At 73.4% G+C, this 23,792-nt stretch carries 17 protein-coding genes; 11 read left to right on the forward strand and 6 right to left on the reverse strand.

What is annotated here, in order from left to right; all coding sequences use genetic code 11:
• Nucleotides 1–175 precede the first annotated feature (175 nt).
• The 3 genes from ACIGWZ_RS23740 to ACIGWZ_RS23750 are packed head-to-tail and all read left to right on the forward strand — an operon-like array spanning nt 176 to nt 6,416.
• A complete protein-coding gene (locus tag ACIGWZ_RS23740; RefSeq protein ID WP_400067723.1) occupies nt 176–3,121 on the forward strand; it encodes an SNF2-related protein in 2,946 nt (981 codons plus the stop codon).
• A complete protein-coding gene (locus ACIGWZ_RS23745) occupies nt 3,118–4,536 on the forward strand; it encodes an SWIM zinc finger family protein (protein WP_400067725.1) in 1,419 nt (472 codons plus the stop codon). Before ACIGWZ_RS23740 ends, ACIGWZ_RS23745 begins: the two co-directional genes overlap by 4 nt.
• On the forward strand, nt 4,533–6,416 hold the full coding sequence (locus ACIGWZ_RS23750) for a helicase-associated domain-containing protein (protein ID WP_400067727.1): 1,884 nt from the start codon (nt 4,533–4,535) through the stop codon (nt 6,414–6,416). Before ACIGWZ_RS23745 ends, ACIGWZ_RS23750 begins: the two co-directional genes overlap by 4 nt.
• Before the next feature lie 36 nt (nt 6,417–6,452).
• Here the strand turns inward: ACIGWZ_RS23750 and ACIGWZ_RS23755 are convergent, their stop codons facing one another.
• Both ACIGWZ_RS23755 and ACIGWZ_RS23760 read right to left on the reverse strand, forming a co-directional pair.
• Nucleotides 6,453–7,529: an RNA ligase (ATP) gene (locus ACIGWZ_RS23755; RefSeq protein WP_400067729.1), complete on the reverse strand. Its 1,077-nt coding sequence runs from the start codon at nt 7,527–7,529 to the stop codon at nt 6,453–6,455.
• A 142-nt stretch (nt 7,530–7,671) separates the two neighbouring features.
• Nucleotides 7,672–9,045, reverse strand: a complete 1,374-nt coding sequence (locus ACIGWZ_RS23760) for an FAD-dependent oxidoreductase (RefSeq protein WP_400067731.1) — start codon at nt 9,043–9,045, stop codon at nt 7,672–7,674.
• Between the two features lie 723 nt (nt 9,046–9,768).
• Here ACIGWZ_RS23760 and ACIGWZ_RS23765 point away from each other — a divergent pair.
• The 3 genes from ACIGWZ_RS23765 (at nt 9,769) to ACIGWZ_RS23775 (ending at nt 12,657) form a co-directional block, all read left to right on the forward strand.
• Entirely contained in the window at nt 9,769–10,713 is a 945-nt protein-coding gene (locus ACIGWZ_RS23765; RefSeq protein WP_400067733.1) for a zinc-binding alcohol dehydrogenase family protein, read from the forward strand.
• A gap of 156 nt (nt 10,714–10,869) precedes the next feature.
• Complete coding sequence (locus ACIGWZ_RS23770; protein ID WP_400067735.1) at nt 10,870–11,853, forward strand: IclR family transcriptional regulator C-terminal domain-containing protein; 984 nt, start codon at nt 10,870–10,872, stop codon at nt 11,851–11,853.
• A 126-nt stretch (nt 11,854–11,979) separates the two neighbouring features.
• Complete coding sequence (locus ACIGWZ_RS23775) at nt 11,980–12,657, forward strand: uridine kinase (protein WP_400067737.1); 678 nt, start codon at nt 11,980–11,982, stop codon at nt 12,655–12,657.
• A 42-nt stretch (nt 12,658–12,699) separates the two neighbouring features.
• Here the strand turns inward: ACIGWZ_RS23775 and ACIGWZ_RS23780 are convergent, their stop codons facing one another.
• Nucleotides 12,700–14,130 (reverse strand): WGR domain-containing protein, encoded by a 1,431-nt coding sequence (locus ACIGWZ_RS23780; protein WP_400067739.1) that lies wholly within the window; start codon nt 14,128–14,130, stop codon nt 12,700–12,702.
• A gap of 139 nt (nt 14,131–14,269) precedes the next feature.
• Between ACIGWZ_RS23780 and ACIGWZ_RS23785 the strand changes: the two genes are divergently transcribed.
• Complete coding sequence (locus tag ACIGWZ_RS23785) at nt 14,270–14,737, forward strand: type II toxin-antitoxin system PemK/MazF family toxin (RefSeq protein ID WP_400067741.1); 468 nt, start codon at nt 14,270–14,272, stop codon at nt 14,735–14,737.
• A gap of 27 nt (nt 14,738–14,764) precedes the next feature.
• On the opposite strand, the gene ACIGWZ_RS23790 is transcribed toward ACIGWZ_RS23785, so the two are convergent.
• The 3 genes from ACIGWZ_RS23790 to ACIGWZ_RS23800 form a co-directional block, all read right to left on the reverse strand.
• The gene (locus ACIGWZ_RS23790) at nt 14,765–15,307 is read right to left on the reverse strand and encodes a DUF1697 domain-containing protein (protein WP_400067743.1); all 543 of its coding nucleotides are present in this window, start codon (nt 15,305–15,307) and stop codon (nt 14,765–14,767) included.
• Nucleotides 15,308–15,358: 51 nt separating this feature from the next.
• The gene (locus ACIGWZ_RS23795) at nt 15,359–15,967 is read right to left on the reverse strand and encodes a methylated-DNA--[protein]-cysteine S-methyltransferase (protein ID WP_400067745.1); all 609 of its coding nucleotides are present in this window, start codon (nt 15,965–15,967) and stop codon (nt 15,359–15,361) included.
• 188 nt (nt 15,968–16,155) lie between these two features.
• Complete coding sequence (locus ACIGWZ_RS23800) at nt 16,156–17,040, reverse strand: glycerophosphodiester phosphodiesterase (protein ID WP_400067747.1); 885 nt, start codon at nt 17,038–17,040, stop codon at nt 16,156–16,158.
• A gap of 524 nt (nt 17,041–17,564) precedes the next feature.
• On the opposite strand from ACIGWZ_RS23800, the gene uvrB reads away from it, so the two are divergent.
• From uvrB to ACIGWZ_RS23820, 4 genes are all read left to right on the forward strand, one after another.
• A complete protein-coding gene (uvrB, locus tag ACIGWZ_RS23805; RefSeq protein ID WP_400067749.1) occupies nt 17,565–19,697 on the forward strand; it encodes an excinuclease ABC subunit UvrB in 2,133 nt (710 codons plus the stop codon).
• A 161-nt stretch (nt 19,698–19,858) separates the two neighbouring features.
• Nucleotides 19,859–20,437, forward strand: coding sequence for a TerD family protein (locus tag ACIGWZ_RS23810; protein WP_400067751.1), 579 nt, complete (start codon nt 19,859–19,861; stop codon nt 20,435–20,437).
• A gap of 104 nt (nt 20,438–20,541) precedes the next feature.
• Complete coding sequence (locus tag ACIGWZ_RS23815; protein WP_400067753.1) at nt 20,542–22,494, forward strand: TerD family protein; 1,953 nt, start codon at nt 20,542–20,544, stop codon at nt 22,492–22,494.
• A gap of 285 nt (nt 22,495–22,779) precedes the next feature.
• On the forward strand, nt 22,780–23,763 hold the full coding sequence (locus ACIGWZ_RS23820) for a TerC family protein (protein WP_400067755.1): 984 nt from the start codon (nt 22,780–22,782) through the stop codon (nt 23,761–23,763).
• The last annotated feature ends 29 nt before the right edge of the window (nt 23,764–23,792 follow it).

The raw sequence follows: 23,792 nt of genomic DNA on the forward strand, positions 1-23,792 counted from the left end.
CGGAACCACCGTCGGCGACCGGCCCCTCGCGGGGGAGCGAAGGGCGTGGGCGGCACATCGGCATCGGGTGGGTCGGGCGGGTGGAAGCGAGCCGGCCGGGGCCGGACGGGAAGGCGCCCGCGGCGGGCGCGGAACGATTGAGCAGCAGGGCGACAGGGCGAGAGGACGGCAGGGCATGGCGAGGCGGTGGGAGACGGAAGCGGCGAGCGGCGCGGCGCCTTGGGCGGACGTCCCGGCGTCCGCGGGGCCGGTGCCGGGGACGCCGGGCGCAGGCGCCGGAGGCGGTGCCGACCTGGCCCGCTGCGCCGTGACCTTCCTGCCCGCCCGGCCGCCGCGCGCCGGGAAGATCGCCCTGTGGCGGCCCGACGGCGGCCCGCTGCCGGACGGAGGAGCGGGGCGGGGCGTGGCGGACACGCCGGAGGAGGGGGCCGGTGAGCCCTCGGAACTGACCGTTGCCCGGCGTCACGGCAACGGGGCCCGCAGCCGTACGGTTCCTGCGGTGCTGCTTCCGCTGGCCGAGGCGGTGCCGCTGCTGGTCCGGGCCCGGCACGACCCGGGCGCCCATCCGGCCGCCGCGTGCTGGGGCGCGGCCACGCTGCACGCCCTGCATCTCGCCGCGCGCGGCAGGCTGCTGCCCGGACTGACCGACGAGGACACCGACGCCTGGCGCGCCGGTCCCCTGGACCCCGACGACATCGCACACCTGCGGGCCATCGCCGCGGCCATGCCCGGCGAGGCGTATGCGGTCCCGGTCCCCGGCAGCCGCCCGCTCCGGGTGCCCGAACCGGCGGCGCTCGTCCGGCTCTTCGTGGATGCGATCGCTGACGTCCTGCCCCGCACCCCCGCGGCCGAGCTGGTGGCCGGCGCCCCGTTCGCGGCGAGCGCGCCGCAGTATCTGCCCGGCGCCCGCGAGTGGGCCGCCGAGGCGGCGGCCGGCATCGACGCCGGCGTACGGCTCTCGCTGCGCCTCGACCTGCCGTCGCACAAGATCTTCGACATCGGGGCGGACGGCGGGAACGACGCCGAAGAGCGCAGCGCGGCGGCCGCCGTCCTGCAGGTGCACAGTCTCACCGACCCGACCCTGGTGGCCGACGCCCGTCAGCTGTGGGAGGGCGAGGGCCCCGACCACTTCGGGCCGCGCTCCCGCGTCGACACCCTCCTGGCGCTGCGGCGGGCGGCCCGCGTCTGGGAACCGCTCACCCGCCTCCTGGAGCGGCCGGTTCCCGACGTACTCCCGCTCAGCGAGGACGAGTTGTACGACCTCCTGGGCCCGGCCACGCCACGGCTGGGCGCCGCCGGGGTGGCCGTCCACTGGCCCAAGGAGCTGGCCCGCGGGCTGACCGCCGCGGCGGTGCTGCGCCCGGCACCCGGTTCCGCCGCGGACGGCTTCGGCTTCTTCGACACCGATGAACTGCTGCAGTTCCGCTGGCAGGTGGCGATGGACGGCGAGCCGCTGAGCGAGGCGGAGATGGATGCCCTCGCCGAGGCCCACCGCCCCGTCGTCCGGCTGCGCGACCAGTGGGTCCTGGTCGACCCCGCCCTCGTCCGCAAGGCCCGCAAGCGCGAACTGGGCTATCTGGACCCGGTCGACGCCCTCGCCGCGACACTGGGCGGCACCGCGGAGGTGGACGGCGAAGAGGTCGAAGTGGTGCCCCTGGGGGCCCTCGCGGCGCTGCGCGGGCGCCTCACCACCCCGGCGCCGCCGCTGCCCCAGCCGCCCGGACTGCGGGCGACCCTGCGCGACTATCAGCTACGGGGTATGGCCTGGCTCGACACCATGACGTCGATCGGCCTCGGCGGCTGCCTCGCCGACGACATGGGCCTGGGCAAGACCATCACCGTCATCGCGCTCCACCTGCACCGACGGCCCCGAGCGCCCGTGCTCGTAGTCTGTCCCGCCTCCCTCCTGGGCAACTGGCAGCGCGAGATCGAACGCTTCGCCCCCGGCACGCCCGTACGCCGCTTCCACGGCACCGGCCGCAGCCTGGACGGCCTGGACGGCGGCTTCGTCCTGACGACCTACGGGACGATGCGCAGCAGCGCCGACCGACTTGCCGCCCACCGCTGGGCCTGGGTCGTCGCCGACGAGGCGCAGCATGTGAAGAATCCGCGTTCGTCGACGGCCAAGGCGCTGCGCTCCATCAAGGCACCGGCCCGGATCGCCCTCACCGGCACTCCGGTGGAGAACAACCTCTCCGAACTGTGGGCCCTCCTGGACTGGACGACGCCGGGGCTCCTGGGGTCCCTCAAGACGTTCCGCGCGCTGCATGCCCGTGAGGTCGAGGGCGGGGAGGACCCGGAGGCGGCGCAGCGGCTGGCGAGGCTGGTGCGACCGTTCATCCTGCGCCGCAAGAAGTCCGACCCCGGCATCGCCCCCGAGCTCCCGCCGAAGACTGAGACGGACCATCCGGTGGCGCTGGGGCGCGAACAGGCGGCGCTGTACCAGGCCGTCGTCCGCGAGGCCCTCGCCCGGATCGGGGCAGCCGAAGGCATCGCCCGGCGCGGCCTGGTGATGAAGCTGCTCACGGCCCTCAAGCAGATCTGCAACCACCCCGCGCAGTACCTCAAGGAGGCCGCGCCGGGCCTGGCCGCCCGCTCCGGGAAGCTGGAACTGCTCGACGAACTCCTGGACACGATCCTGGCCGAGGGCGGCGCCACCTTGGTCTTCACCCAGTACGTGGGGATGGCCCGGCTGCTGGAACGGCACCTGGGCAACCGCGGCATCCCCACCCAGCTGCTGCACGGCGGCACCCCGGTGGCCGAGCGGGAGAAGATGGTCGACCGGTTCCAGTCGGGCCACGCCCCTGTCTTTCTGCTGTCCCTCAAGGCGGCCGGCACCGGCCTCAACCTCACCCGCGCCGCGCATGTCGTCCACTACGACCGCTGGTGGAATCCTGCGGTCGAGGAGCAGGCCACCGACCGCGCCTACCGCATCGGCCAGACCCAGCCGGTCCAGGTGCACAGGCTGATCACCGAGGGCACCGTCGAGGACAACATCGCCCAGCTCCTCACCGCCAAGCGGGCACTCGCCGACGCGGTGCTCTCCGGTGGCGAGACCGCGCTGACCGAGCTGTCCGACACCGAGCTGGCCGATCTCGTCTCCCTGAGGAGGTCCGTATGAGCGTCTCCCCTTTCCGGGCGCGATCCGTGGCATCCGGGCGGGCCGCCGCGGCCGACCGGATGGCGCGCGCGGACCGCTCGCGGACGTTCCCGCCGCTGTCGGCCCGCACCGGCGCCCGGGGACTGTTCGCCGAATCCTGGTGGGGCAGCGCCTGGCTGGACGCACTGGAGACCGCCGCCCTCGACACCGCCCGGCTCGCCCGCGGCCGGACGTACGCGCGCGACGGCCATGTCGACACCATCAACGTCACACCGGGCCGGATCCTCGCCACCGTACGGGGCAGCAGACCCCGCCCCTACAGCGCCGAAATCCGCCTGCGGACCCTCTCCGACCAGGAGTGGGACGGCCTGCTCGACGCGATCGCCGCGGAGCCCGCGCAGCTCGCCGCCCTGCTCGCCAAGAAGCTGCCCGCCGCACTCGCCGAGGGGGAGGTACCCCTCCTGCCGGTGCCGGGCGACCTCGTCCCCCGCTGCTCGTGCCCCGATCACGGGCGGCCCTGCAAACACGCCGCCGCGCTCTGCTTCCAGGTGGCCCGCCTCCTGGACGCGGACCCCTTCGTCCTGCTGCTGATGCGCGGCCGCGGCGAACGGGAGCTCCTCGATGAGCTCTCCCGCCGCCATGCCGGCCGCTCCGCCCACGAGGGCCGTGCCGCCGCCCCCGCGCCGGTCCCCGCAGCCCCCGTCGCCCCCGGGGCGGCGGCGCCCGCCACGCCTCGCGGGGTGCTCGCCCGGGACGCCCTCGCCGACCGTCTCCGGCCGCCGCTCCCGCCACCCCTGCCGGTGCCCTCCCACCCCGGCCGGCCCCCGGCGCTCCCCGATGCCGACGGTCTGCCCTTCGACCCGGCCGCCCTGGAATTCCTGGCCGCCGACGCCGCGGCCCGCGCCCACGCCTTCGTATCCGCCACCGGAGCCACCGGAGCCGCCGGAGCCGCCGGAGCCCCCGGTTCCGGCGAGGAACGGCGGCCCGTCCGCGGCCCCTTCCCGGAGCTGCCCCCATGGGAGGACGCCGTCCGCCTGGCGGCCACCGCCCACCCCACCGCCGGGCTGACCTCCGCCACCCGGGCCCTCTACCGCGACCTCGCCGCCGCCACCGGCCGTACCCCGACGGAGGTGGCCCGCTCCGTGGCCGCCTGGCGGCAGGGCGGTGCCGAAGGACTCACCCTCCTCGACACCCCCTGGGACCCCCCGGCCGGCGACTTCGACCGGGCCCGCAGCGCCCTGCTCGCCGCGGACCTTCCGCCCCTGCGCCCGCGCCACAACCACCTCACCGACCCCGAGCGCGGCATCCAGCTGCGCTTCGGCCACGACAACCGCTGGTACCCGTACGAATCCGAGCCCGGCGCCGAGGACTGGTGGCCCACCGGGCCCGCCGACCGCGACCCCGTGGGCGCCCTGACCGCTCTCCTCGCGCGATGACTAATCTCAACGCCGTGGAAGGCCTCGACACACTCACCCGATCCCTCGCCCGGCGCACCCCCGAGCAGCTCGCCGCGCTGCTGACCCGGCACGCCGAGCCGCTCGCCCGCCGCCCCGCCCCCACGCAACTGCGCGGACTGGCAAGCGCATTGTGGTCGTACGAAACCCTCCACCAGCTGGTGATCCACCTCGACCACCCCCGGTTGCAGGTGCTCGCCGCCACGGCCCGGATCAGCCAGGAGCGGGCTGCGCGTGCCGCCCCCCGCCCGGTCGCCCCGGCCCCGGGCGCCGACTACCAGTCCCTGATGGCGCACCGGCTGTCCTTCGCCCACCTGGCCAGCGAACCCGTCCCGCCCGAGGAGGTGTACGCGCAGCTCGGGGCCGCCGGACCGGGCCCCGCGCGCACGGCCGCCGAGACCGCCCTGCACGCCCTGTACGACGACGGTCTGGCCGCGCCGGCCGAGGACGGCACGGTCGTCGTCCCGCCGCGTACCCCGCAGCTCCTGGCCGCCCACGACCTCGGCCCCTTCGCCGCGCACGCCCCGCAGCCCGCCCCGGAGGCCGGCCCCGGCCCCGCCGTCGCGGTCACCGAAGACTCCCTGCTCGATGCGTCGCGGGCCGCCGCGGCGACCCTCGCCGCCACTCTGGAGCGCCTCCTCGCCTCCCTGGCGACGCAGCCCGCCGCGCTGCGCAAGTCCGGTGGCCTGACGCTCCGCGAGATCAAGCGGCTGGCCAAGGCCGCCGGCGCCGACGAACCGCACACCCGGCTCCTGCTCGACCTCGCCCTCGCCGCCGACCTGATCGCGCTGACCCGCACCCCGGCGGGCATCACCGCGCTGCCCACCGGCGCCTACGACGACTGGCTGGGCCGCCCACCGGGCGAGCGCCTCGCCCCCGTACTGGCCGCCTGGTCCGCCCTGTGGGCCGTCCCCACCCACACCCCCTTCGGCGAGACCCCCACCGCGCTCCTACGGGGCCACGACCGGCACGCCCCCGCCCTGCGGCACGCCCTCCTGGCCGCGCTGGACACCGCCCCCCTCGGCGCCGGGGCACCCCTGCCGGCGCCCACCGAACACCCCCCGCTGCCGAACCTCCTCGCCGCCGCCGACTGGCACCGCCCGCTCGCCGTCACCGCACAGCCGCTGGCCGAGGACCGCGCCGCCCACACCCTCCGGGAGGCCGCGTTCCTCGGCCTGAGTGCCCACGGCACGCTCACGCCCCTGGGCCGGGCCCTTCTCGCCGGTCCGCACTCCCTCGGCGAGCCGTTGCGGGACCTGCTGCCGCCGCTCCTCGAACGGGCCCACTTCCAGGCCGATCTGACCGCCGTCGTCACCGGCCGCCCCGCCCCCGCCCTAGACGGACTGCTCGACGCGGCCGCCGACCGCGAATCCGAAGGCCAGGCCGTCACCTGGCGCTTCACCCCCGCCTCCGTACGCCGCGCCCTGGACGCCGGCCGCAGCGCGGGGACCCTCCTCGCCGACCTCAAGGCCGCCTCGGCGACCGGCGGCCTGCCGCAGCCGCTCGGCTACCTCGTCCAGGACACCGCCCGCATTCACGGCCGGATGCGCGTGCTGCCCGCCGCCTGCTGCATCCGCTCCGACGACGAAACCCTCGTGACGGAACTCGCCGCCCACCGCGGCCTGCGCGAGCTGGGGCTGCGGGCCATCGCGCCGACCGTCCTGGTCAGCGGCCGTCCCCCGGCCGCCACCCTGGAGGCCCTGCGCGCGGCGGGCTACGCCCCCGCCCTGGAATCCGACACCGGCGCGACGACGGTCGAACGCCCGCCCACGCACCGGACCACGGCCCCGGCGCCGACCCGCGATCCCGGCGCCCCTCTGGTCCTCGCCCAACGCCTCCTGGCGGAGGCCGGCGACGCCTGACCCGCGGGCCGGTCGGCCCGGCGGACGGGCCCGCGGCTACTCGTACTCCGTGCCGCCCTTGCGCGTGAGATACGCGCCGCTGACCACCTTGGCGATGGCGCGGCCGCCCAGCACCGCGCTGTAGCGGTCGGCCAGCGGACGGACGACCACGCCCTCGCGGACGTGCACCGCCCGCCCGGACAGCGTCTCGCGCCCCTCCGCCAGCTCCATCACCCGCTGCGCGTCGTACGCTCCCGTGAACAGCGTCGGGACCAGCGGCAGCCGACCGTCCAGCACCTCGGTCAGCTCCTCCGGCGCCAGCCAGCGCACCTGTCCGTCGATCTCCACAGAGACGTCGAACACGGCGTACGCGGGCTCCTCCCGGCGGCTGTCCGCGCCGTACCCCAGATCCTGTACGCCGTCGCCGTACACCTCGCCGAAGACGCCGACCCGCGAAGCCCCCAGCTCCGCGGCCAGCTCCGCCGCGACATGGGCCGTGCGATGGGCGCGCACCGCCCGCCAGTACAGGTTCTTCGAGTCCTCCACCAGGGCCAGCCGCTGCGCGCCCAGCCCCTTGGACGTCACCTGGACGCGGTCGTCCCCGGCGCGGTACGTCAGGCAGCACGCCGTGCCGTGCACCTTCTCCGTGACGGCCACCGGCTCGCCCTCGGTGAACACCTCCGGATAGCGCTTGAGGTTCTCGATGTCGACCCACGGCAGCAGATCGGGCGCCGGCTCGGCCTCGCCGCCCATCGAAATCGGCACCGGAGGCACCCATTTCGCGATCCCCAGCTCCGCCGCGAAATCCGTGCCCTCCGCACCCGCACGCGCCAGGTCCCTGCCCTGAAGCGCCCTGGGCCGGCACACGATGCCCTGCGACAGCTCGCCGCGCAGCCGGATCGCCTTGACCCGGTCGGCGGCGGAACCGGCGAGCTTGCCGGTCAGCCCCAGCTCGGCCACCAGCTCCTGGGGCAGCACGGCCTGTTCGGGGATGTACAGGGCGAAGTCACCGGTGCGGTAGACCCCCTTGGCGACGACGGCGCGGTACAGCCCCACCTGGGCGAGCTCCAGCGCATCGGCGTCGGGATGCTCATGGATCGTCACCTGCTCGACCGTGACGCGCAGCGTCGACATGCCCGTTCCCCGTTCCTGTGCACGGCAGTTGCACCGTGGCTCTCCGGTTCGCGGTGCCGCGCGGTGCGGCACCCCGCCACCACTGTGATCGATGGCCGGGCGCCGGGCGAACGGATTTTCCCTACGGGGGAGGGCCGGCCCGTCAGCGCTCCGCCGGTTTGCGCCGGCCGGCCGCGGTCGCCGACACGGGTACCGGGACGGCCGGGCGCGTGGAGCGGGCCGTGGGAGCGGACGGCATCACGTCGACGTAGGCACGGCGGACCGGGGAACGGCCGATGGCGGAGCCGAGCACGCCGTTGACGGCGCCGCGTACGAACCGGCCGGCCGCGGACGGCCGCTGCCCGGTGGGGGCGGTGGGGCGCGCCTGGCCGGTGGCCGGTGTCCAGGGCGCCTGGGCGATGCGCGCGAGGGACTGCTGCACGCTGCGGGCGAGGGCCGGTTCGTCCAGCCCGCGCCGGCGCAGCGCGTCCCGCAGGGCAAGGGCGCTGTGCGCGGCGATGGACAGGCCCTGACCGTAATCGGGGGTGAACGCGGCGACCGCGCCGCCCAGGGCGACGAAACCCGTGGGCCAGCACCGCAGACGTGCGTAGTGCCGCAGCCTGCTGGCGGAGTCGCGGGAGACGCGGACCTCGCTCAGCGGCTCGGCGTCGGCTATCAGGTCGCCGATGGCGGAGTGGGGTATGCGGCGGGCGAACGACACGAACCGGTCGGCGTGTTCGGACGGCCGGTCGGCTCCGGCGCCGGTGAGGGTGACCAGCCAGCGGCCGTCCTCGATGGGGACCAGCGTCGCCGTCCGCCCGGGGCCCTGGTGGTCCTCCGGGGCCGAACGGTCGGTGAGCACCGGGCAGTTCTCCTTGCCGGGCGGTGCGCGGAAGATCCGGGTGGCGCAGACGATGCCGTGGTCGGCGAGCTCTTCGCGCACGGCGGGCAGGCCCAGTGCGGCCAGCCGGCCGGGTGTGGTGGAGCCGCGCCCGGTGGCGTCGACGACGAGATCGGCGTCCAGGCGGCGGGCCCTGCCGGTGACGGTGTCCCGGACGCGTACCCCGGTGATGTGCTCCGCCGTCCCGGTCAGCTCCTCGGCTTCCGTGCCGTCGAGGACGCCGATGCCCTCGAGGGCCGGGACCTGCTCGCGGACGACCCTGTCGAGCAGGTCGCGGGAACAGGCGATCACGCACTGCGCGGGCCGGCGGGGTAACCAGCCCTGGGGTGCGGGGCCGGACGGCAGCGGCATGAGGCGGGCCCCCTCGGCCAGCCACCCTTCGACGACGCCGGGCAGCAGCTCGTCCACGGACCGGGCGCCGTCCGCCGACAGCAGATGCGCGTGCCGGGCCTGCGGAAGGTCCGTGGGCAGGGCGCGGGTACGCGGCAGCCGGTCCCGCTCGACGATGACGACATCGGCGTGTTCGGACAGCGCCGCGGCGGCCAGCATCCCCGTGAAGCCGCCGCCCAATACCACGGCGAGATACGGGTGGGTGAACTGGAGCCCGGTGGTGCTCGTACTGCTCGACGCGTTCATGGGCAGTGCCTTTCTCGGCGGGGGCGCGTGGTTCCCCTGCGGTAGCGGGTCGCGTCCAGAAAGGGCGGTGCCGCATTCACGCGGGAGTGCCGGCGCGCGGCAGCGATGACAGCGTCGGTGGCGGCCGCGATCGAGGCCGTCAGTGAGGCGGGCAGAGAAGCGGAGGCGGACCGCAGGAGGCGCAGTGGCGCGGACGGCAGCGGCTGTGCCCTTTGAAGGTCCCGGCAGGCCGGCGCGAACGCCGGCCTGCCGCCCCCCGATTTCCCCATCATGATTCCCCCTCAGGCCGTGCCCGCCCCCTCGCACGCAGGGCCGCACCCGCCGCCACCCGCCCGTCTCACCGGGTGGGGTGGGCCGACGCGACTGCCTCGCGGAACGCGCGCCGCCCCTGGGGGCGTGGCCGTCACATCCGGTCGACGGCGGACACAGTTCCGGATCGTAGGCGGCGGAGATCTCTTCCGGTAGCCGGAAGAAAACGAAGGGCGCGTAGGAGCCACCCCGCGCGTACTGTTGGGTAGATCTATTGCAAATCGCCCTAAGGGGCGGAAAACATCTCACTGCTTTCTCACCTCGCGAGAAAGCCGCCGGATATGTGTCGCCGGACGCGGAGAGACGGCGCGCGAAAGGCCGGATGGTTGGCGCGAATTGATCGGGTGAGGGCGGGTCCGCGGGCGCCGTGCCTACCCTGTGCGGGCACCGCACCTGAGAACCCGAGGGAGAGTCGTGCGCGCGATTGTGATGCGAGAATTCGGCGGCCCGGACGTGCTGCGGCTGGAGGACGTGCCCGAACCCGCGCCCCGCGGCGGCCACTCCCTGGTCGAGGTGACCCTGGCCGGCGTCAACTACGCGGACGTGCATGTCCGCGGGGACTCCTACCTCGCGCCCGTCGAACTGCCCTACATACCCGGCAACGAGGTCGTGGGCACCGTGGACGGCGGCCGGCGCGTCGTCGGGCTGACCCGGGGCGGCGGATACGCCGAGCGGACGCTGCTGCACCGCCGCGTCACCTGGGACGTGCCCGACGACATCACCGACGAACAGGCCATCGCGCTGGCCCTCCAGGGCAACAGCGCCTGGCATCTGCTCTTCACCGCGCTGCGCATCACCGAGGGCGAGACCGTCGTCGTCCCGGCCGCGGCCGGCGGCGTCGGCTCGCTGGCCGTCCAGCTTGCCGTGCACGCCGGCGCCAAGGTCGTCGCCCTCGCCGGATCGGAGGCCAAGCGCAAGGTGGCGGCGGAGCTGGGCGCCCATGCGGTGGTCGACTCCACGGCGGACGATCTGACCGAACGCATCGTGGCGGCGGCCGGCGGCCCGGTGCAGGCCGCGCTGGAGATGACCGGCGGTGCCACCTTCGCGGCGACCCTCGCCGCCGTCGCCCCGCGCGGCCGGCTCGCGGCGTACGGCTTCGCCGGCGGCGAACTGGCGAGCGTGCCGACCCGGGAGCTGATGGAGCGGTCCCTCACGGTCTCGGGCTTCTGGCTCCCGCAGCTCTACGCCGACCGCACCGCCCTGCCGACCTCCATGCGTGCCCTGTTCGACGCGGTGGCCGACGGCCGGCTCAAGCCGCTGCTCGGCGCGACCTACGCCCTCGGTGAGGCGGCGCGCGCGCATCACGATCTGGCCGCGCGCACCCCGACCGGGAAACTCGCCCTGGACGTCGCCCGGTAGCCGAGGGCGCAGGACGGGCACAACGGCTTCGGGAGGGCATCCCGGAGCCGTCCGCCCGGGGCAGCACAGAGGGCCGCGAGCGACGGGGGTGCCGGCTCGCACCACATATGCCGTGCGCCTTCGGGCGCGGATCACTGCCAGGGGAGAGAGCACACGATGGGCAACAGCACCACAGCGCCGGGAGCCGCGGCTTCGGCCGCCGCCACCTCCTCCGACGGGGGTACCCCCTGCTCGAGCGCAGCCGGGAGCTCGGGGGAGGGCACCGCGGCCGTGGCGCAGCGCCGCCCGGGCCGCGCCAAGAACCCGGGCCAGGCCCCCAAGGGTGCTGCGGCCGCGGGCGCGCGGACGTCGGGATCCGGCCATGCCGAGCGGGTCTTCCTCGTCCAGACGGCCTTCGCCGAACTCGGCGGATACGCCCATGGACCGGGGGAGATAGCCGAATTCACCGGCCTGGACGACTCCGTCGTCTACCGCATCCTGCAGTCCGGTATCTACCAGAGCATCTTCGAACGTGTGGACCGCGGCCTCTACCGGCTGCGCACGTCCGCCGCCCAACTGGCCTTCACCGCCCTCGACCACCGCCTCGACGGCGACGCCACGCAAACGGCGCTGCGCGCGCTGCGTGAGGCCACCGACGGCGGGCTGGCGTTCCTCTACATGGTGGCGCCGTTCTCCGGCGCGCAGCGGCAGTGCGTCGACATGGCCGTCGGCGACTCCGACCTCGCCGAGCTGGGGATGACGCCCCGCGATGTGCTGTCGGTGACCCGCTCGCTGCGCACCGGCGCTTCCGGCCGCACGATCCTCGCCTACCTGCCCCGGGTGCTCCAGCAGCGGGTGCTGGCCGAGCCCGTCCCCGACCAGGCGGGGCCCGGTGTCTTCCGGGACAACGACGCGCTGCTGGCGTCCCTGGCGGAGGTCCGCGACCTCGGCCATGCGCTCGGGTACGAGGAGTGCATGGCGGGCTGGAATTCCTGCGCGGCGCCGATCATGTGGGACGGCTCCATCATGGGCTCGGTCCTGCTCCTCAAGCCCAAGCAGGCGATGCCGCAGCCGCCCGAGAGCGCCATCGAGGCGACGAAGGAGGCGGCGGCCGAACTCAGCCGCCACGGAGCCGCCCGCCCGTCCGCGGACGAGGCCTGAACCTCGGCAACAAGGAACCACGGACGGCACCCTCTCCGGCGGTCCCACCCCCGGCTCCCCACCGGACCGCCCGGCGCCGCGCGGACCCGGCGGGGCTCCTCTCCGGCAGCCGGGCACAATGACAGGGTGCGGCTCGAAGCGATCACCTGGGAACGGCTGACCGACGCCCTCGCCGACCACATCGCCGCGATGACGGCGACGGACGGGAGCCCCTGGCTGCGCATCGCGGTCGACGGGGCTCCGGCCCCCCTGCTCCCGGCTGCGCGCGAGCAGGGGGCGCCGTTGTCCTCGCCGGGCGAGCTGGCCGGGCGGCTCGCCGAGGCGCTGCGGATCCGGGGGCGGGCGGTGCACAAGGCCGGCACCTTCGGCTTTCTGCGCCCCGCCTCCCTGCGGCTGGAGTACGGCCGCGAGGACCCCGAGGCCTTTTACGACGAGTGGTTCGACCGGCGGGCCCTGTGGCGCGAGGTGTTCCAGCCGCTGGACCCGGGCGGCACCGGACGGGTGCTTCCGGACCTGTGGGATCCCGTGGCGGACCGCGCCACCCGCAGCGGATACGTGGAACTCCCGCCCGGCGGCGTCCTGGTGCTGCACGGACCGCTGCTGCTCGGACACTGGTTTCCCTTCGATCTCACGGTGCACCTGAAGCTGTCGCCCGCCGCGCTCGCCCGCCGTACGCCGCCGGACCGGCGCTGGACGCTGCCCGCGTTCGCCCGCTACGAGGACGAGACGCGGCCGGAGGAGGCGGCCGATGTCGTCGTACGGGCCGACGATCCCCGCCGGCCGGCCTGGAGCGGGCTCGGCTGAGCGTCGCCGGAGCGCCCGGAGCAGGCCCCGCGCCCGGGGCCGTCAGACGAGCTGCCGGATCTCGCCGCGGACGCGGTAGAAACCGCCCGAGGCAGGCGACAGGTCCTCGACGACATAGCGCATCCCGGGACGGCGTATATGGCGGGGGAACTGGACGTTCCAGGACGGTTCATAGCCCTCGGAGACCACATGGACCCGCAGCCGGCCGCCCTCCTGGATGCACTCCACCACGATCCCGGAGGCCCCGGCGGACGCCACCGTCTGCACCGTGGCGGACGGGGTGTAAGTGGGCAGCGCGGCGGCCGACTTGATGTCCCGGGCGACCGGGACCGTGCCCGACCGGGCGGCGGCGATCGCCGCGTCGCTCGCGTCCACACACACCAGGGAGCCGTCGGTGGTCACCATGTACAGCTTCTCGTCCAGATACTGCATCGACAGCGCCGAGCCGCCGCCCGTGCCCAGCTTCCACAGGCGGGTGCCGTCGGCGGCGAAGCAGTACACCGAGGAGGCCGAGTCCCCGGCGAAGACATAGCGGCCGTCGAGGGCGGTGGCGCAGGAGTAGACGACCGTGTCGCAGCCGTAGGTGGCCTCCACCGCGCCGGTGGCCTTCGCCAGCCGCTGGACGACGCGCTTGTCGGTGCCGGCGTACACCGCACGGTCCTCCTGCCAGCCGAACAGCACCGCGCCCTTGGTCGGGGCGTGCCACAACTCGCCGCTGCCGTCGGCGCGGTAGGCGGTGACGCCCTGGCGATGGCCGTGGTAGACGGCGTGCTCGTCGCGCCGCACCATCCAGGCGTGCTCGCCCGGACTGCGCCGCGACCACTGGTACTCGTCCTCGTGGTCGATGACGGTCAGGCCGCCGCTGCGGTCCGCGACGTTGAGGATGCCCTCGCGGATGTCCAGCCAGAAGATGTCGACGTCGGGCGCGATGTCGTAGGCGGCGAACGGCAGCTTCGAGGACAGGTCGTAGACCTTGCCGTCGTCGCAGCCGGCGTAGATCCAGAAGTCGTCCGCCACCAGGCACTTGACGCCGTCGGGGAGCTGATAGCGGGCGAGCACCTCGCCGTCGTGTCCGAGGGTGTGGACATCGCCGTTCTGGTTTCCCACCCAGCAGCGGTCCTCGGCGATATGGATGCCGAACGTGGCGGCGCCCGTGCGGAACCGCCACAGCACCGGCGCGACCGCGCGCGCCGTCGACGGCGCGGAGGCGACCTGGCGCCGCGTCACCGGCCGGGCGACGCGCTGTCCCTGGACGGCGGGGGCGTACCCCTTGCGGACCTTTTCGCCGATCTTCCTGGCGGCCGCGGCCTGCGCCTTCTCGTGCGTCGGGAACGCCGAGGACTGCTGCTGGCCGGCCGCCCCGATCCGGCCGTAGCGCACCGAGACGACCGTGCCGGAAACCGTCACCTCGTAGAACTTGTGGGCGCCGCCGCCCTCTTGGGACAGCTCCATATACGTCGTGGTCCCGGACATGGCGAACTCCCTCCCCGGACGGTCCCGACGACCGTCCCCCGCTGCTGAAAACCGTACGACCCACCACTGACAATCGGTCCTCGAGCGCGGGCGGGGGACCGCCCGCAACCCCTCCGACGAGGGCGGATAGCGTGAGGTCATGACCACGTCATCCACGCCTCCCGCATCCGACGACGCCACGCCGCTGCCCGGCCGCGAGGGCCCCACCGCGACCGTGGAAGCGCTGCCGCGCTCCGTCGGCACCGTCAAGACGTCCTACGCGCCCGACCACGACGGCGACCCGGACCCCGGGGAGATCGTGTGGACCTGGGTGCCCTACGAGGAGAACGACGGCCGCGGCAAGGACCGGCCCGTCCTCGTCGTCGCCCGCGAGAGCGCCGGCACGTTGCTGGCCGTGCAGCTCTCCAGCAAGCGGCACAACAACGACCGGGACTGGGTCGCCATCGGCGTCGGCCCCTGGGACCGCGCGGGCCGCGACTCCTGGGTGGCGGTGGACCGGGTGCTGCGGGTGCACCCGGCCGGGATGCGGCGCGAGGCCTGCGCACTGGACCGGGGCCGCTTCAACCTGGTCGTCAACCGGCTGCGGGAACGCTACGGCTGGCGCTGACGGCCCGGCACCGTACACCGGGAGCGGTCAGGCGTCCGCCAGGGCCAGCAGCTTGGTGACGGTGTTCCAGTTACGCGAGGTGGCCGTCACCCCGAGCGGGGCGCGGCCCACCGCATCGGCGAGCTTGGAGCGGCCGATGCCGTTCGGGCACCACAGATACAGTTCGCGCCCGGTCAGCCGGAAGTGGTCGGGCGCGAACGCGGCCGCATCGAGCGCGTCCAGCCGGGAGGTGTCGGCCGGCGCCGCCGACAAGAAGGTGACATGCAGGCTCTTGGGCTCCGCTGTGGCCTGCGGAAACGGATTCGCGGCGACGACGGCGGCCAGCTCGTCCCGGGTCCGGACGACGACCGGCACCGTCAGGCCCAGATCGGCGGCGATCCGGTCGTGGATCATCCGGGCCGTCTCCGCCGGCGGTGTCTCCGGGGTGGCGAAGACGATATTGCCCGTCTGCAGCAGGACGGAGACGTCCTGGAAGCCCAGGGCCTGCGCCAGCTCCAGCTGTTGCGCCTTGGGGAAGCGGTTGTGGCCCCCGACGTTGATGCCGCGGAGCAGAGCGATCTGACGGGACATGGCACTGCCCTTCACAGGAGCCGGACACCGGCTGGGGAAAACGGGACACGGTCAGAACAGCGGTGCGGGCAGGACGCCCTCCAGCGCCAGCAGCAGCCGTTTGGTCTCCAGGCCGCCGCCGAAGCCGCCGATACCGCCGTCGCTGGCGACGACCCGATGGCAGGGCACGACGACCGGGAGCGGGTTGGAGCCCATCGCCGCGCCCACCGCGCGGGCGGCACCCGGCTCCCCGACCCGGTCGGCGAGGTCCTGATAGCCGACGACGCTGCCGTAGGGGACCCCGTCGGCCAGGGCGTGCAGGACCCGGGCGTTGAAGCCGGACGACAGCGACCAGTCCAGGGGGACCGAGAAGGACCGCAGCTCGCCGGAGAAATAGGCGGCGAGCTCGGCGCCGGCCGTCTCGAGGTGGGGTATCCCGGGGAGCGGCGGTCCGCCGAAGTACTGCTCCAGTCGGGTCAGCGCACGGCGGCTGGTCCGCTCGTCGGCATGGAAGACCACCTGGACCAGGCCCTCGCGGGTCGCGGCGAGCAGCAGCGGTCCGATGGGGGTCTCCCGCCGCGTCCAGGCCCAGTCGCGGCGGGCGGTGCGGTCCGCGCCCGGCTCCGGTCCCGGCGGCGTCGCCGGACCTGTCCCCTGCGCGGTCTGCTCGTAATGCGTCACGTGATCAGAGTAGGACCCGCCACTGACATCGCGCCGGGGAACGGGCGCCGCGGAACGAGCGCCGGGGGAGGAAGCCGGGAAGCGCGCCGGGGCAGGGCATCGGACGCAGGGTGCCGGGGGCCGGGTGCGGGCGGGGCCGGGCTCCGGTGCTGCTCCCGCGCCCCGCCCGTCGTCCGGCAGGGGCGCGCTCAGTCGTCGCTGGTCTCCAGCGCCTCGCGGATCTCGTCGGCCTTGTTGCTGATGATGCCGTCGACACCCGTCCGGGCGAGGCCGACCGCCTTCGTGCCGTCGTCGACGGTCCAGGTGTAGAGCTGCAGTCGGCGCCCGTGCGGGCCCTGCAGCCCGTGCACGGCGTTGACGTAGCCGGGCGTGACCGTCGTGTAGTTGGGGTTGATCTGGTCGCAGAACTCCGCGTACGTGGGGAGGTCGGCGACCGACGGATTGCCGAGGAAGCCCGTTTTGACGTCCGGCCGGATGCTGTGGACGGTCTTGATGGAGTCGGCGTTGAAGCTCTGGACGACCAGCCGGCGCTTGACGTGGTTCCTGTCCAGCCAGCCCTGGTGGCGCAGCTGCATCAGGGTCTGCAGCTCGATGCCGGGGTAGAGCTCCGGCGACTTGAGCTCCAGCAGGAGCTTTTGGCCGTTGTCCTCGACCTCGTCCATGTAGTCCTCGAGCGTGGGCACCCGCTCACCCTCGAACTTCGGACTGAACCAGCTGCCCGCGTCCAGCTTCTCGATCTCGTTGAGGGTGAAGTCCTTGACGTTCCAGGGCTTCCGGTCGGGGAAGACCTGCTCGACGTTGGTGGTCCGGGCCAGCGAGTTGTCGTGCAGGATGACCAGCTCGCCGTCCTTGGTGCGCTGGACGTCGTTCTCGACCCAGACGTCGCCGAGCCGGTGGGCCGCGTCGATGGAGGCCAGGGTGTTCTCGGGGGCGTGTGTCGGGGCGCCGCGGTGGGCGATGGTCACTGTGCCGTGCCCGGTGGTCGCGGCCTGCGCGGTGGTGCCGGAGACGATGAGCGTGGACAGACCCATGAGCGCACCGGCGACAACGGTGGCGACGGGACGAATACGCATACGGACTCCTCGTGACGTCGGGGACGTGAACTGACCTGGAGTGACGTGCACCGGTCATACGAGCGGAGGCTCGCAGCCGGGCCGTAGCGGTAGGTAGTCGGAAGATGGCCGGGAAATGAAGGCGAAATGGCCCGTGTTCCGTGTGAGCGACGTAGTTGCAGGATGCCCGTAACCGCCGTGCAGCAGACGTGCGCCCGACGCCGTCCAACTTGCCGGAGCCTCGGCATCCGCGCATCTCGACCGACGCCTCGTCACCCGTAGCGCTTGTGACCGGTTTTGCCCCCGGAGACCCGCCCCGGCACCACCCCGATGACGGCCGCCGCACCCGGCCCCGCAGCGGACCCACGAGGTCAGACCCGCCCGAGCGGGCCACGGCCCCGGCCGGCCCGCGGCGGTGACCGCTGCGGCGGGGCTCCGCGAGCGGGCCGCCGAGGGCCCGCGACGGGCGGCGGCCATTCGCGCGAATCTGCTGGTCGGAGCGTTTGCCACGCCGGTTGTCAGTGGCGGGTCGTACGGTGGATCCCATGCGGCCCGTATCAAAGATCGAACGCACGGTGGCGCCCTTCGAGGTCGTCAGCCCCTACCAGCCCAATGGCGACCAGCCGGCGGCCATCGCCGAGCTGGAGCGGCGCATCCGCGGCGGTGAGAAGGATGTCGTCCTGCTGGGTGCGACAGGCACCGGCAAATCGGCGACCACCGCGTGGATGATCGAGAAGCTGCAGCGCCCGACGCTCGTCATGGCGCCCAACAAAACCCTCGCGGCGCAGCTCGCCAACGAATTCCGCGAGCTGCTCCCCAACAACGCCGTCGAGTACTTCGTCTCCTACTACGACTACTACCAGCCCGAGGCGTACGTCCCGCAGTCCGATACGTACATCGAGAAGGACTCCTCCATCAACGAGGAGGTCGAACGCCTGCGCCACTCCGCGACGAATTCGCTGCTCACGCGGCGGGACGTCATCGTGGTCGCCTCGGTGTCCTGCATTTACGGCCTGGGTACGCCGCAGGAGTACGTCGACCGGATGGTGCCCCTGAAGGTCGGCGACGAAATCGACCGCGACCAGCTGCTGCGCCGCTTCGTCGACATCCAGTACACCCGCAACGACGTCGCCTTCACCCGCGGCACGTTCCGGGTCCGCGGCGACACCATCGAGATCTTCCCGGTCTACGAGGAGCTGGCCGTCCGGATCGAGATGTTCGGCGACGAGATCGAGGCGCTCTCCACGCTCCACCCGCTCACCGGCGAGGTGATCAGCGACGACCGGTCGCTGTACATCTTCCCGGCCAGCCATTACATCGCCGGCCCCGAGCGCATGGAGAAGGCCATCGCCGGGATCGAGACCGAGCTGGCCGAGCGCCTGGCCACCCTGGAGAAGCAGAACAAGCTGCTGGAGGCCCAGCGGCTGCGGATGCGCACCACCTACGACATCGAGATGATGCGGCAGATCGGCTCCTGCTCGGGCATCGAGAACTACTCGATGCACATGGACGACCGCGAGCCCGGCTCCGCGCCCAACACCCTCATCGACTACTTCCCGGACGACTTCCTCCTGGTCATCGACGAGTCGCATGTCACCGTCCCGCAGATCGGCGCGATGTACGAGGGCGACGCCTCCCGCAAGCGCACCCTGGTCGAGCACGGCTTCCGGCTGCCGTCCGCCATGGACAACAGGCCGCTGAAGTGGGAAGAGTTCCTCGGGCGCATCGGCCAGACCGTCTATCTGTCCGCGACCCCGGGCAAGTACGAACTCGCGCGCGGCGACGGCTTCGTGGAGCAGATCATCCGCCCGACCGGCCTGGTCGACCCGGAGGTGGTCGTCAAGCCCACCGACGGGCAGATCGACGACCTGGTGCACGAGATCCGCGCGCGGACGGAGAAGGACGAGCGCGTCCTGGTCACCACCCTGACCAAGAAGATGGCCGAGGACCTCACGGACTACTTCCTGGAGCTCGGTATCCAGGTCCGCTATCTGCACAGCGACGTGGACACCCTGCGGCGCGTGGAGCTGCTGCGCGAGCTGCGGTCCGGCGAGTTCGACGTCCTGGTGGGCATCAACCTGTTGCGCGAGGGCCTCGACCTGCCCGAGGTGTCGCTGGTGGCCATTCTGGACGCCGACAAGGAGGGCTTCCTGCGCTCCGGCTCCGCGCTGATCCAGACGATCGGACGCGCCGCCCGCAACGTCTCCGGCCAGGTCCACATGTACGCCGACAAGATCACCGCGGCGATGGAGAAGGCCATCGACGAGACCAACCGCCGCCGGGAGAAGCAGCTCGCGTACAACAAGAAGAACGGCATCGACCCGCAGCCGCTGCGGAAGAAGATCGGCGACATCGTGGCGACCATCGCGCGGGAGGAGATCGACACCCAGGAACTGCTCGGCACGGCCTACCGCAAGCCGTCCGAGGGCGCGGGCGGCAAGGGCGGCAAGGCGGCGGCCCCGGTGCCCTCCCTCGGCGCGAAGGGCAAGGGCGGCAAGGGCGGGGTGGCCGTGACGGACCGCCCGGCCGCCGAACTGGCCGAGCTCATCGAGGAGATGACCGAGCGGATGCGGGCCGCCGCGGCCGAGCTGCAGTTCGAGGTCGCGGCCCGGCTCCGCGACGAGGTCGGCGAACTGAAGAAGGAACTGCGCCAGATGAAGGAGGCCGGCGTGAAGTGAGCGGCGTCGCCACACGTCCGGAGCAGGGGGCCTCCCCGCTCCGGGTGTGTTGCAGAAACGCCACAAAACGCGGGGCGCGGAGGCCCTTGCCCCGTCGTCGTGCGTAGGGTCGAAGGCACCGCCGGAAAAGCGGGCGGAGAAGTACGGAGAGGGGACGGCGCGTGTCGGTCAATTTGTCCAAGGGGCAGGGCATCAGCCTGCAGAAGTCCGACGGAGGCACCCTGACCGCGGTGCGGATGGGGCTGGGCTGGCGCTCGGCGCCGCGCCGTGGCCTGTTCGGACGGCGCACCAACGAGATCGACCTCGACGCCTCGGCGGTGCTGTTCGCCGACAAGAAGCCCGTCGACGTCGTGTTCTTCCAGCACCTCGTCAGCGACGACGGTTCGGTGCGGCACACCGGCGACAACCGGGTCGGCGGCGCCGGCCAGGGCGGCGACGACGAGGCGATCCTCGTCGACCTCGCGCGGATTCCGGTGCACATCGACCAGATCGTGTTCACCGTCAACTCCTTCACCGGCCAGACCTTCGCCGAGGTCCAGGACGCCTTCTGCCGGCTGGTCGACGAGACCAACGGCCAGGAGCTGGCCCGCTACACCCTCACGGGCGGCGGCCAGTACACCGCGCAGGTCATGTCCAAGGTGCACCGCGCGGGCAGCGGCTGGGCGATGACCGCCATCGGTGAGCCCTCCAGCGGTCGCACCTTCCAGGACCTGGTGCCCGCGATGCTGCCGCACCTGTAACCACCGCACCGCAGCGGCAGCGCGCACCGGGCCGCGCCGCCGCACCCCGGGCACCGCGCCCGGCGCCCGGCCCGGGACGTACGCCAAGCAGGGGGAACACACCGATGACGGCCGAGCTGGTCCGTGGGCAGAACCATCCGCTGGACCGGACCCGTGTGGAGATCCGCATCACCGCGGGCGGGCCCGTCATCGCCGGGGTCACGCTCGGCGATGAGCGGGGCACGCTGTCGGGCGTCGAGGCGGTGGCCCATCCGGGAGCGCCCCGCCGCCCGGGCATCGAGGTGCCCCGCCAGGCGGCGTCCGAGCACCGTGTCGCGGTCGACCTCGACGCGCTGCCGGAGGCCGTCCACCGGGTCAGCGTGCTGCTCGCGCTGCCCGCCGGGGCCGGCTCGCCGGCCGGCTTCGGCGCGGCCGCCGCACCCCGCGTGGCCATCACCGGCCTCGACGGCGGCCCGCTCGCCGGGTACACCATCACCGGCCTGGGCGCCGAGGCCGCCGTCGTCGCGGTGGAGCTGTACCGCAGACAGGGCGCCTGGAAGGTGCGCGCGGTCGGCCAGGGCTACGCCGACGGCCTGGTGGCCATGCTGCGCGACCAGGGGCTGCCGCAGGCGGCCGAGCTGGCCGCGGAGATCGAGGAGGCGGTCAGCCTGGGCCAGGCCCGCGCGGTGCCGTCCCCCAAGCTCTCGGCTTCGCTCGAGCAGGGGGCACCCCCATCGGTGGCGGCCGGCCGCGCCGAACAGCCCGGTGCGGCACCGGCGGCTCCCACCGCCTCCGCACCCGGCGACGGCCCCATCGACTACCGCCATCCCCAGCGGCGTACCGCCCCGGCCCCCGCGGTCCCCGCCGCCCCGGCCGCGTCGGACGCCCCGCCGGCCCCGGAGGCCGGTGACGCCGCCGGGTGGAGCATGGACGAGCGGCTCTACAACCAGGTCTGGGGCATGTTCGAGGACCTGGCCCGCTCGGTGGCGGCCTACCGCAGCGCCTGCGACTTCGCCGCGTCCCGCCTGGAGCAGGAACTCGACAAGGCCCTCGCCGACCCGCGCAGCCGCATGGGCGCGGCCGCCGACGTCGCCCGCGCCACCGCCCGCGACAAGCACGCCGCCCTGGTGGCCCAGGCCCGCGAGGCCCTCGACCGCGACCTCGCCCAGCTCGCCGCCGAATCGGACGTCGTCGAGCCGGCGCTGCCGCCCGCCTACGCCCGCTGGGACAGCCCCGTATGGCAGGGCTATCACGTCCCGCTGGAGCCCCCGATGGCCTTCCGCCTGGGCGATCTGCACCTCCCGGAGGTCCTGGACCTGCGCATCCCCATGCTCGTGCGCCTCCCCCTGGAGCGCGGGCTGTGGATCGACAGCGGACCGGCCGGCTACGCCCCCGCCCTGGACCTCGAGCGCGAGTACCCCCGCCGGGAGCTGGGCAGCGCGCTCACCGACGGGCCGCCGGACGAGGCCGAGCTGCGCCGCCTCGCCCTGGACGCCGCCGTCGCGGTCGCCGCCCGGCTGCTGGCCGTCCATCCGGCCGGAGACCTCGCCGTCCAGGTCATCGACCCCGGCGGTACGGCGGTGCCCGCGCTCGCCCCGCTGCTGGAGACCGGCGCGCTGCGCGAGCCCCCGGCCCCCGGCGCCCAGGGGGTGGCCGCGACCCTGGAGGCGCTGACCCGGCGGGTGGATCTCGTCCAGATGGCGGTGCGCAACCGCGCCGCGGATTCCCTGCCGCCGGACGTCGACATCGCCGAACAGCTGGTGATCGTGCACGACTTCCCGCACGGCTTCGACGACCGGGCCGTCACCCGGTTGCGCTATCTGGCCGACGAGGGCCCGGCGGTCGGGGTGCATCTGCTGATGGTCGCCGACCGCGCCCAGGCCCAGGAGTACGGCCCGATCCTGGACCCGCTGTGGCGGTCCCTGCTGCGCATCACGCCGGTGCCCGACGCCCATCTCGCCGACCCCTGGGTCGGGCACGCCTGGACGTACGAGCCGTCGCTCGCGCCCAGGGGCAGCCAGGTCCTGCGCCAGGTCCTCGGCCGCCTCGCCCAGGCCCGTCCCGCACACCGCCACTGACGCCCGACGTCCCGCCATCGGGCGTCCCCGCCTCCTGACATCTAGCCCCTGACCTGGAGTTTTACCCTTCCCTTTACTCTTCCTTGGTCTTCCTTTACTCTTTCAGGGCGGAGGGGAGTATTCCTGCTATCCCTGCTACGACGTACCCGTCATCACGGATTGCGAGTGTGACGAGATCCCGGGGCGTCGGCCCGGCACTGCGACCGCCAGCGGCGCGGTCCCGGGTGGAAGAGACCTCCGGCAGCGACGACGCTGTGAGTGCCGTACGACTCTGCCGGAGGAGCAGTGGACGTTTCCCTGACCCTGTGGGCGCTGACCATTCTTGGTCTGTGCGCCCTGATCGCCGCCGATTTCTTCATCGGCGGCCGCAAACCGCACGAGGTCTCCCTCAAGGAGGCCGGAATCTGGACCGGTGTCTGGATCGCGCTTGCCGCGCTGTTCGGCCTCGGGCTGCTGATCTTCGGCGGCACCGCGCCCGCCGGTGAGTTCTTCGCGGGCTTCATCACCGAGAAGTCCCTGAGCGTCGACAACCTCTTCGTCTTCGTGCTGATCATGGCGAAGTTCGCGGTCCCGACGATCTACCAGCAGCGGGTGCTGATGGTCGGCGTGCTGATCGCGCTGGTGCTGCGCGCCGGCTTCATCGGGGCCGGCGCCGCGATCATCGCCAACTTCTCCTGGGTGTTCTACATCTTCGGCGCGTTCCTCATCTGGACCGGGTGGAAGCTCATCAAGGAGGCGCGCGCCGAGGAGGAGGACGAGGAGTTCGAGGAGAACCGCTTCCTCAAGATGGTCGAGAAGCGCTTCCCGTCGACCGACAAGTACCACGGCACCAAGCTGTTCGTCGTCGAGAACGGCAGGCGGCTGATGACGCCGATGCTGATCGTCATGCTGGCGATCGGCACCACCGATGTCCTGTTCGCACTGGACTCCATCCCGGCGATCTTCGGTCTCACCCAGGACCCGTACATCGTCTTCACCGCCAACGCCTTCGCCCTGATGGGCCTGCGGCAGCTGTACTTCCTGATCGGCGGGCTGCTCAAGAAGCTGGTCCACCTCTCGTACGGCCTGTCGGTGATCCTCGGGTTCATCGGGGTGAAGCTGGTGCTGCACGCGCTGCACGAGTCCGGGGTGCCCGTTCCGGAGATCGGCATCCCGCTCTCGCTGGGCGTCATCTGCGCGGTCCTCGTCGTCACGACGATCACCAGCCTTCGCGCCTCGAAGAAGCAGGCGGCGGCCGAGGCGAAGGCCAAGGACGACATCCACGCCTGACGGCGCCGCGGCCCGTGACCCCGTACGGC

The sequence above is a fragment of the Streptomyces sp. NPDC053427 genome (assembly GCF_044544985.1).
GTDB lineage: Bacteria > Actinomycetota > Actinomycetes > Streptomycetales > Streptomycetaceae > Streptomyces.

Excerpts from the sequence above, each read along its gene's own strand:
- ACIGWZ_RS23755 (WP_400067729.1), bottom strand. The coding sequence starts at position 7,529 with ATGTCGACGCTGCGCGTCACGGTCGAGCAGGTGACGATCCATGAGCAT.
- ACIGWZ_RS23780 (WP_400067739.1), bottom strand. The coding sequence starts at position 14,130 with ATGTCCGGGACCACGACGTATATGGAGCTGTCCCAAGAGGGCGGCGGC.
- ACIGWZ_RS23745 (WP_400067725.1), top strand. The coding sequence starts at position 3,118 with ATGAGCGTCTCCCCTTTCCGGGCGCGATCCGTGGCATCCGGGCGGGCC.
- ACIGWZ_RS23760 (WP_400067731.1), bottom strand. The coding sequence starts at position 9,045 with ATGAACGCGTCGAGCAGTACGAGCACCACCGGGCTCCAGTTCACCCAC.
- uvrB (WP_400067749.1), top strand. The coding sequence starts at position 17,565 with ATGCGGCCCGTATCAAAGATCGAACGCACGGTGGCGCCCTTCGAGGTC.
- ACIGWZ_RS23740 (WP_400067723.1), top strand. The coding sequence starts at position 176 with ATGGCGAGGCGGTGGGAGACGGAAGCGGCGAGCGGCGCGGCGCCTTGG.
- ACIGWZ_RS23770 (WP_400067735.1), top strand. The coding sequence starts at position 10,870 with ATGGGCAACAGCACCACAGCGCCGGGAGCCGCGGCTTCGGCCGCCGCC.
- ACIGWZ_RS23750 (WP_400067727.1), top strand. The coding sequence starts at position 4,533 with ATGACTAATCTCAACGCCGTGGAAGGCCTCGACACACTCACCCGATCC.
- ACIGWZ_RS23800 (WP_400067747.1), bottom strand. The coding sequence starts at position 17,040 with ATGCGTATTCGTCCCGTCGCCACCGTTGTCGCCGGTGCGCTCATGGGT.
- ACIGWZ_RS23785 (WP_400067741.1), top strand. The coding sequence starts at position 14,270 with ATGACCACGTCATCCACGCCTCCCGCATCCGACGACGCCACGCCGCTG.
- ACIGWZ_RS23815 (WP_400067753.1), top strand. The coding sequence starts at position 20,542 with ATGACGGCCGAGCTGGTCCGTGGGCAGAACCATCCGCTGGACCGGACC.
- ACIGWZ_RS23790 (WP_400067743.1), bottom strand. The coding sequence starts at position 15,307 with ATGTCCCGTCAGATCGCTCTGCTCCGCGGCATCAACGTCGGGGGCCAC.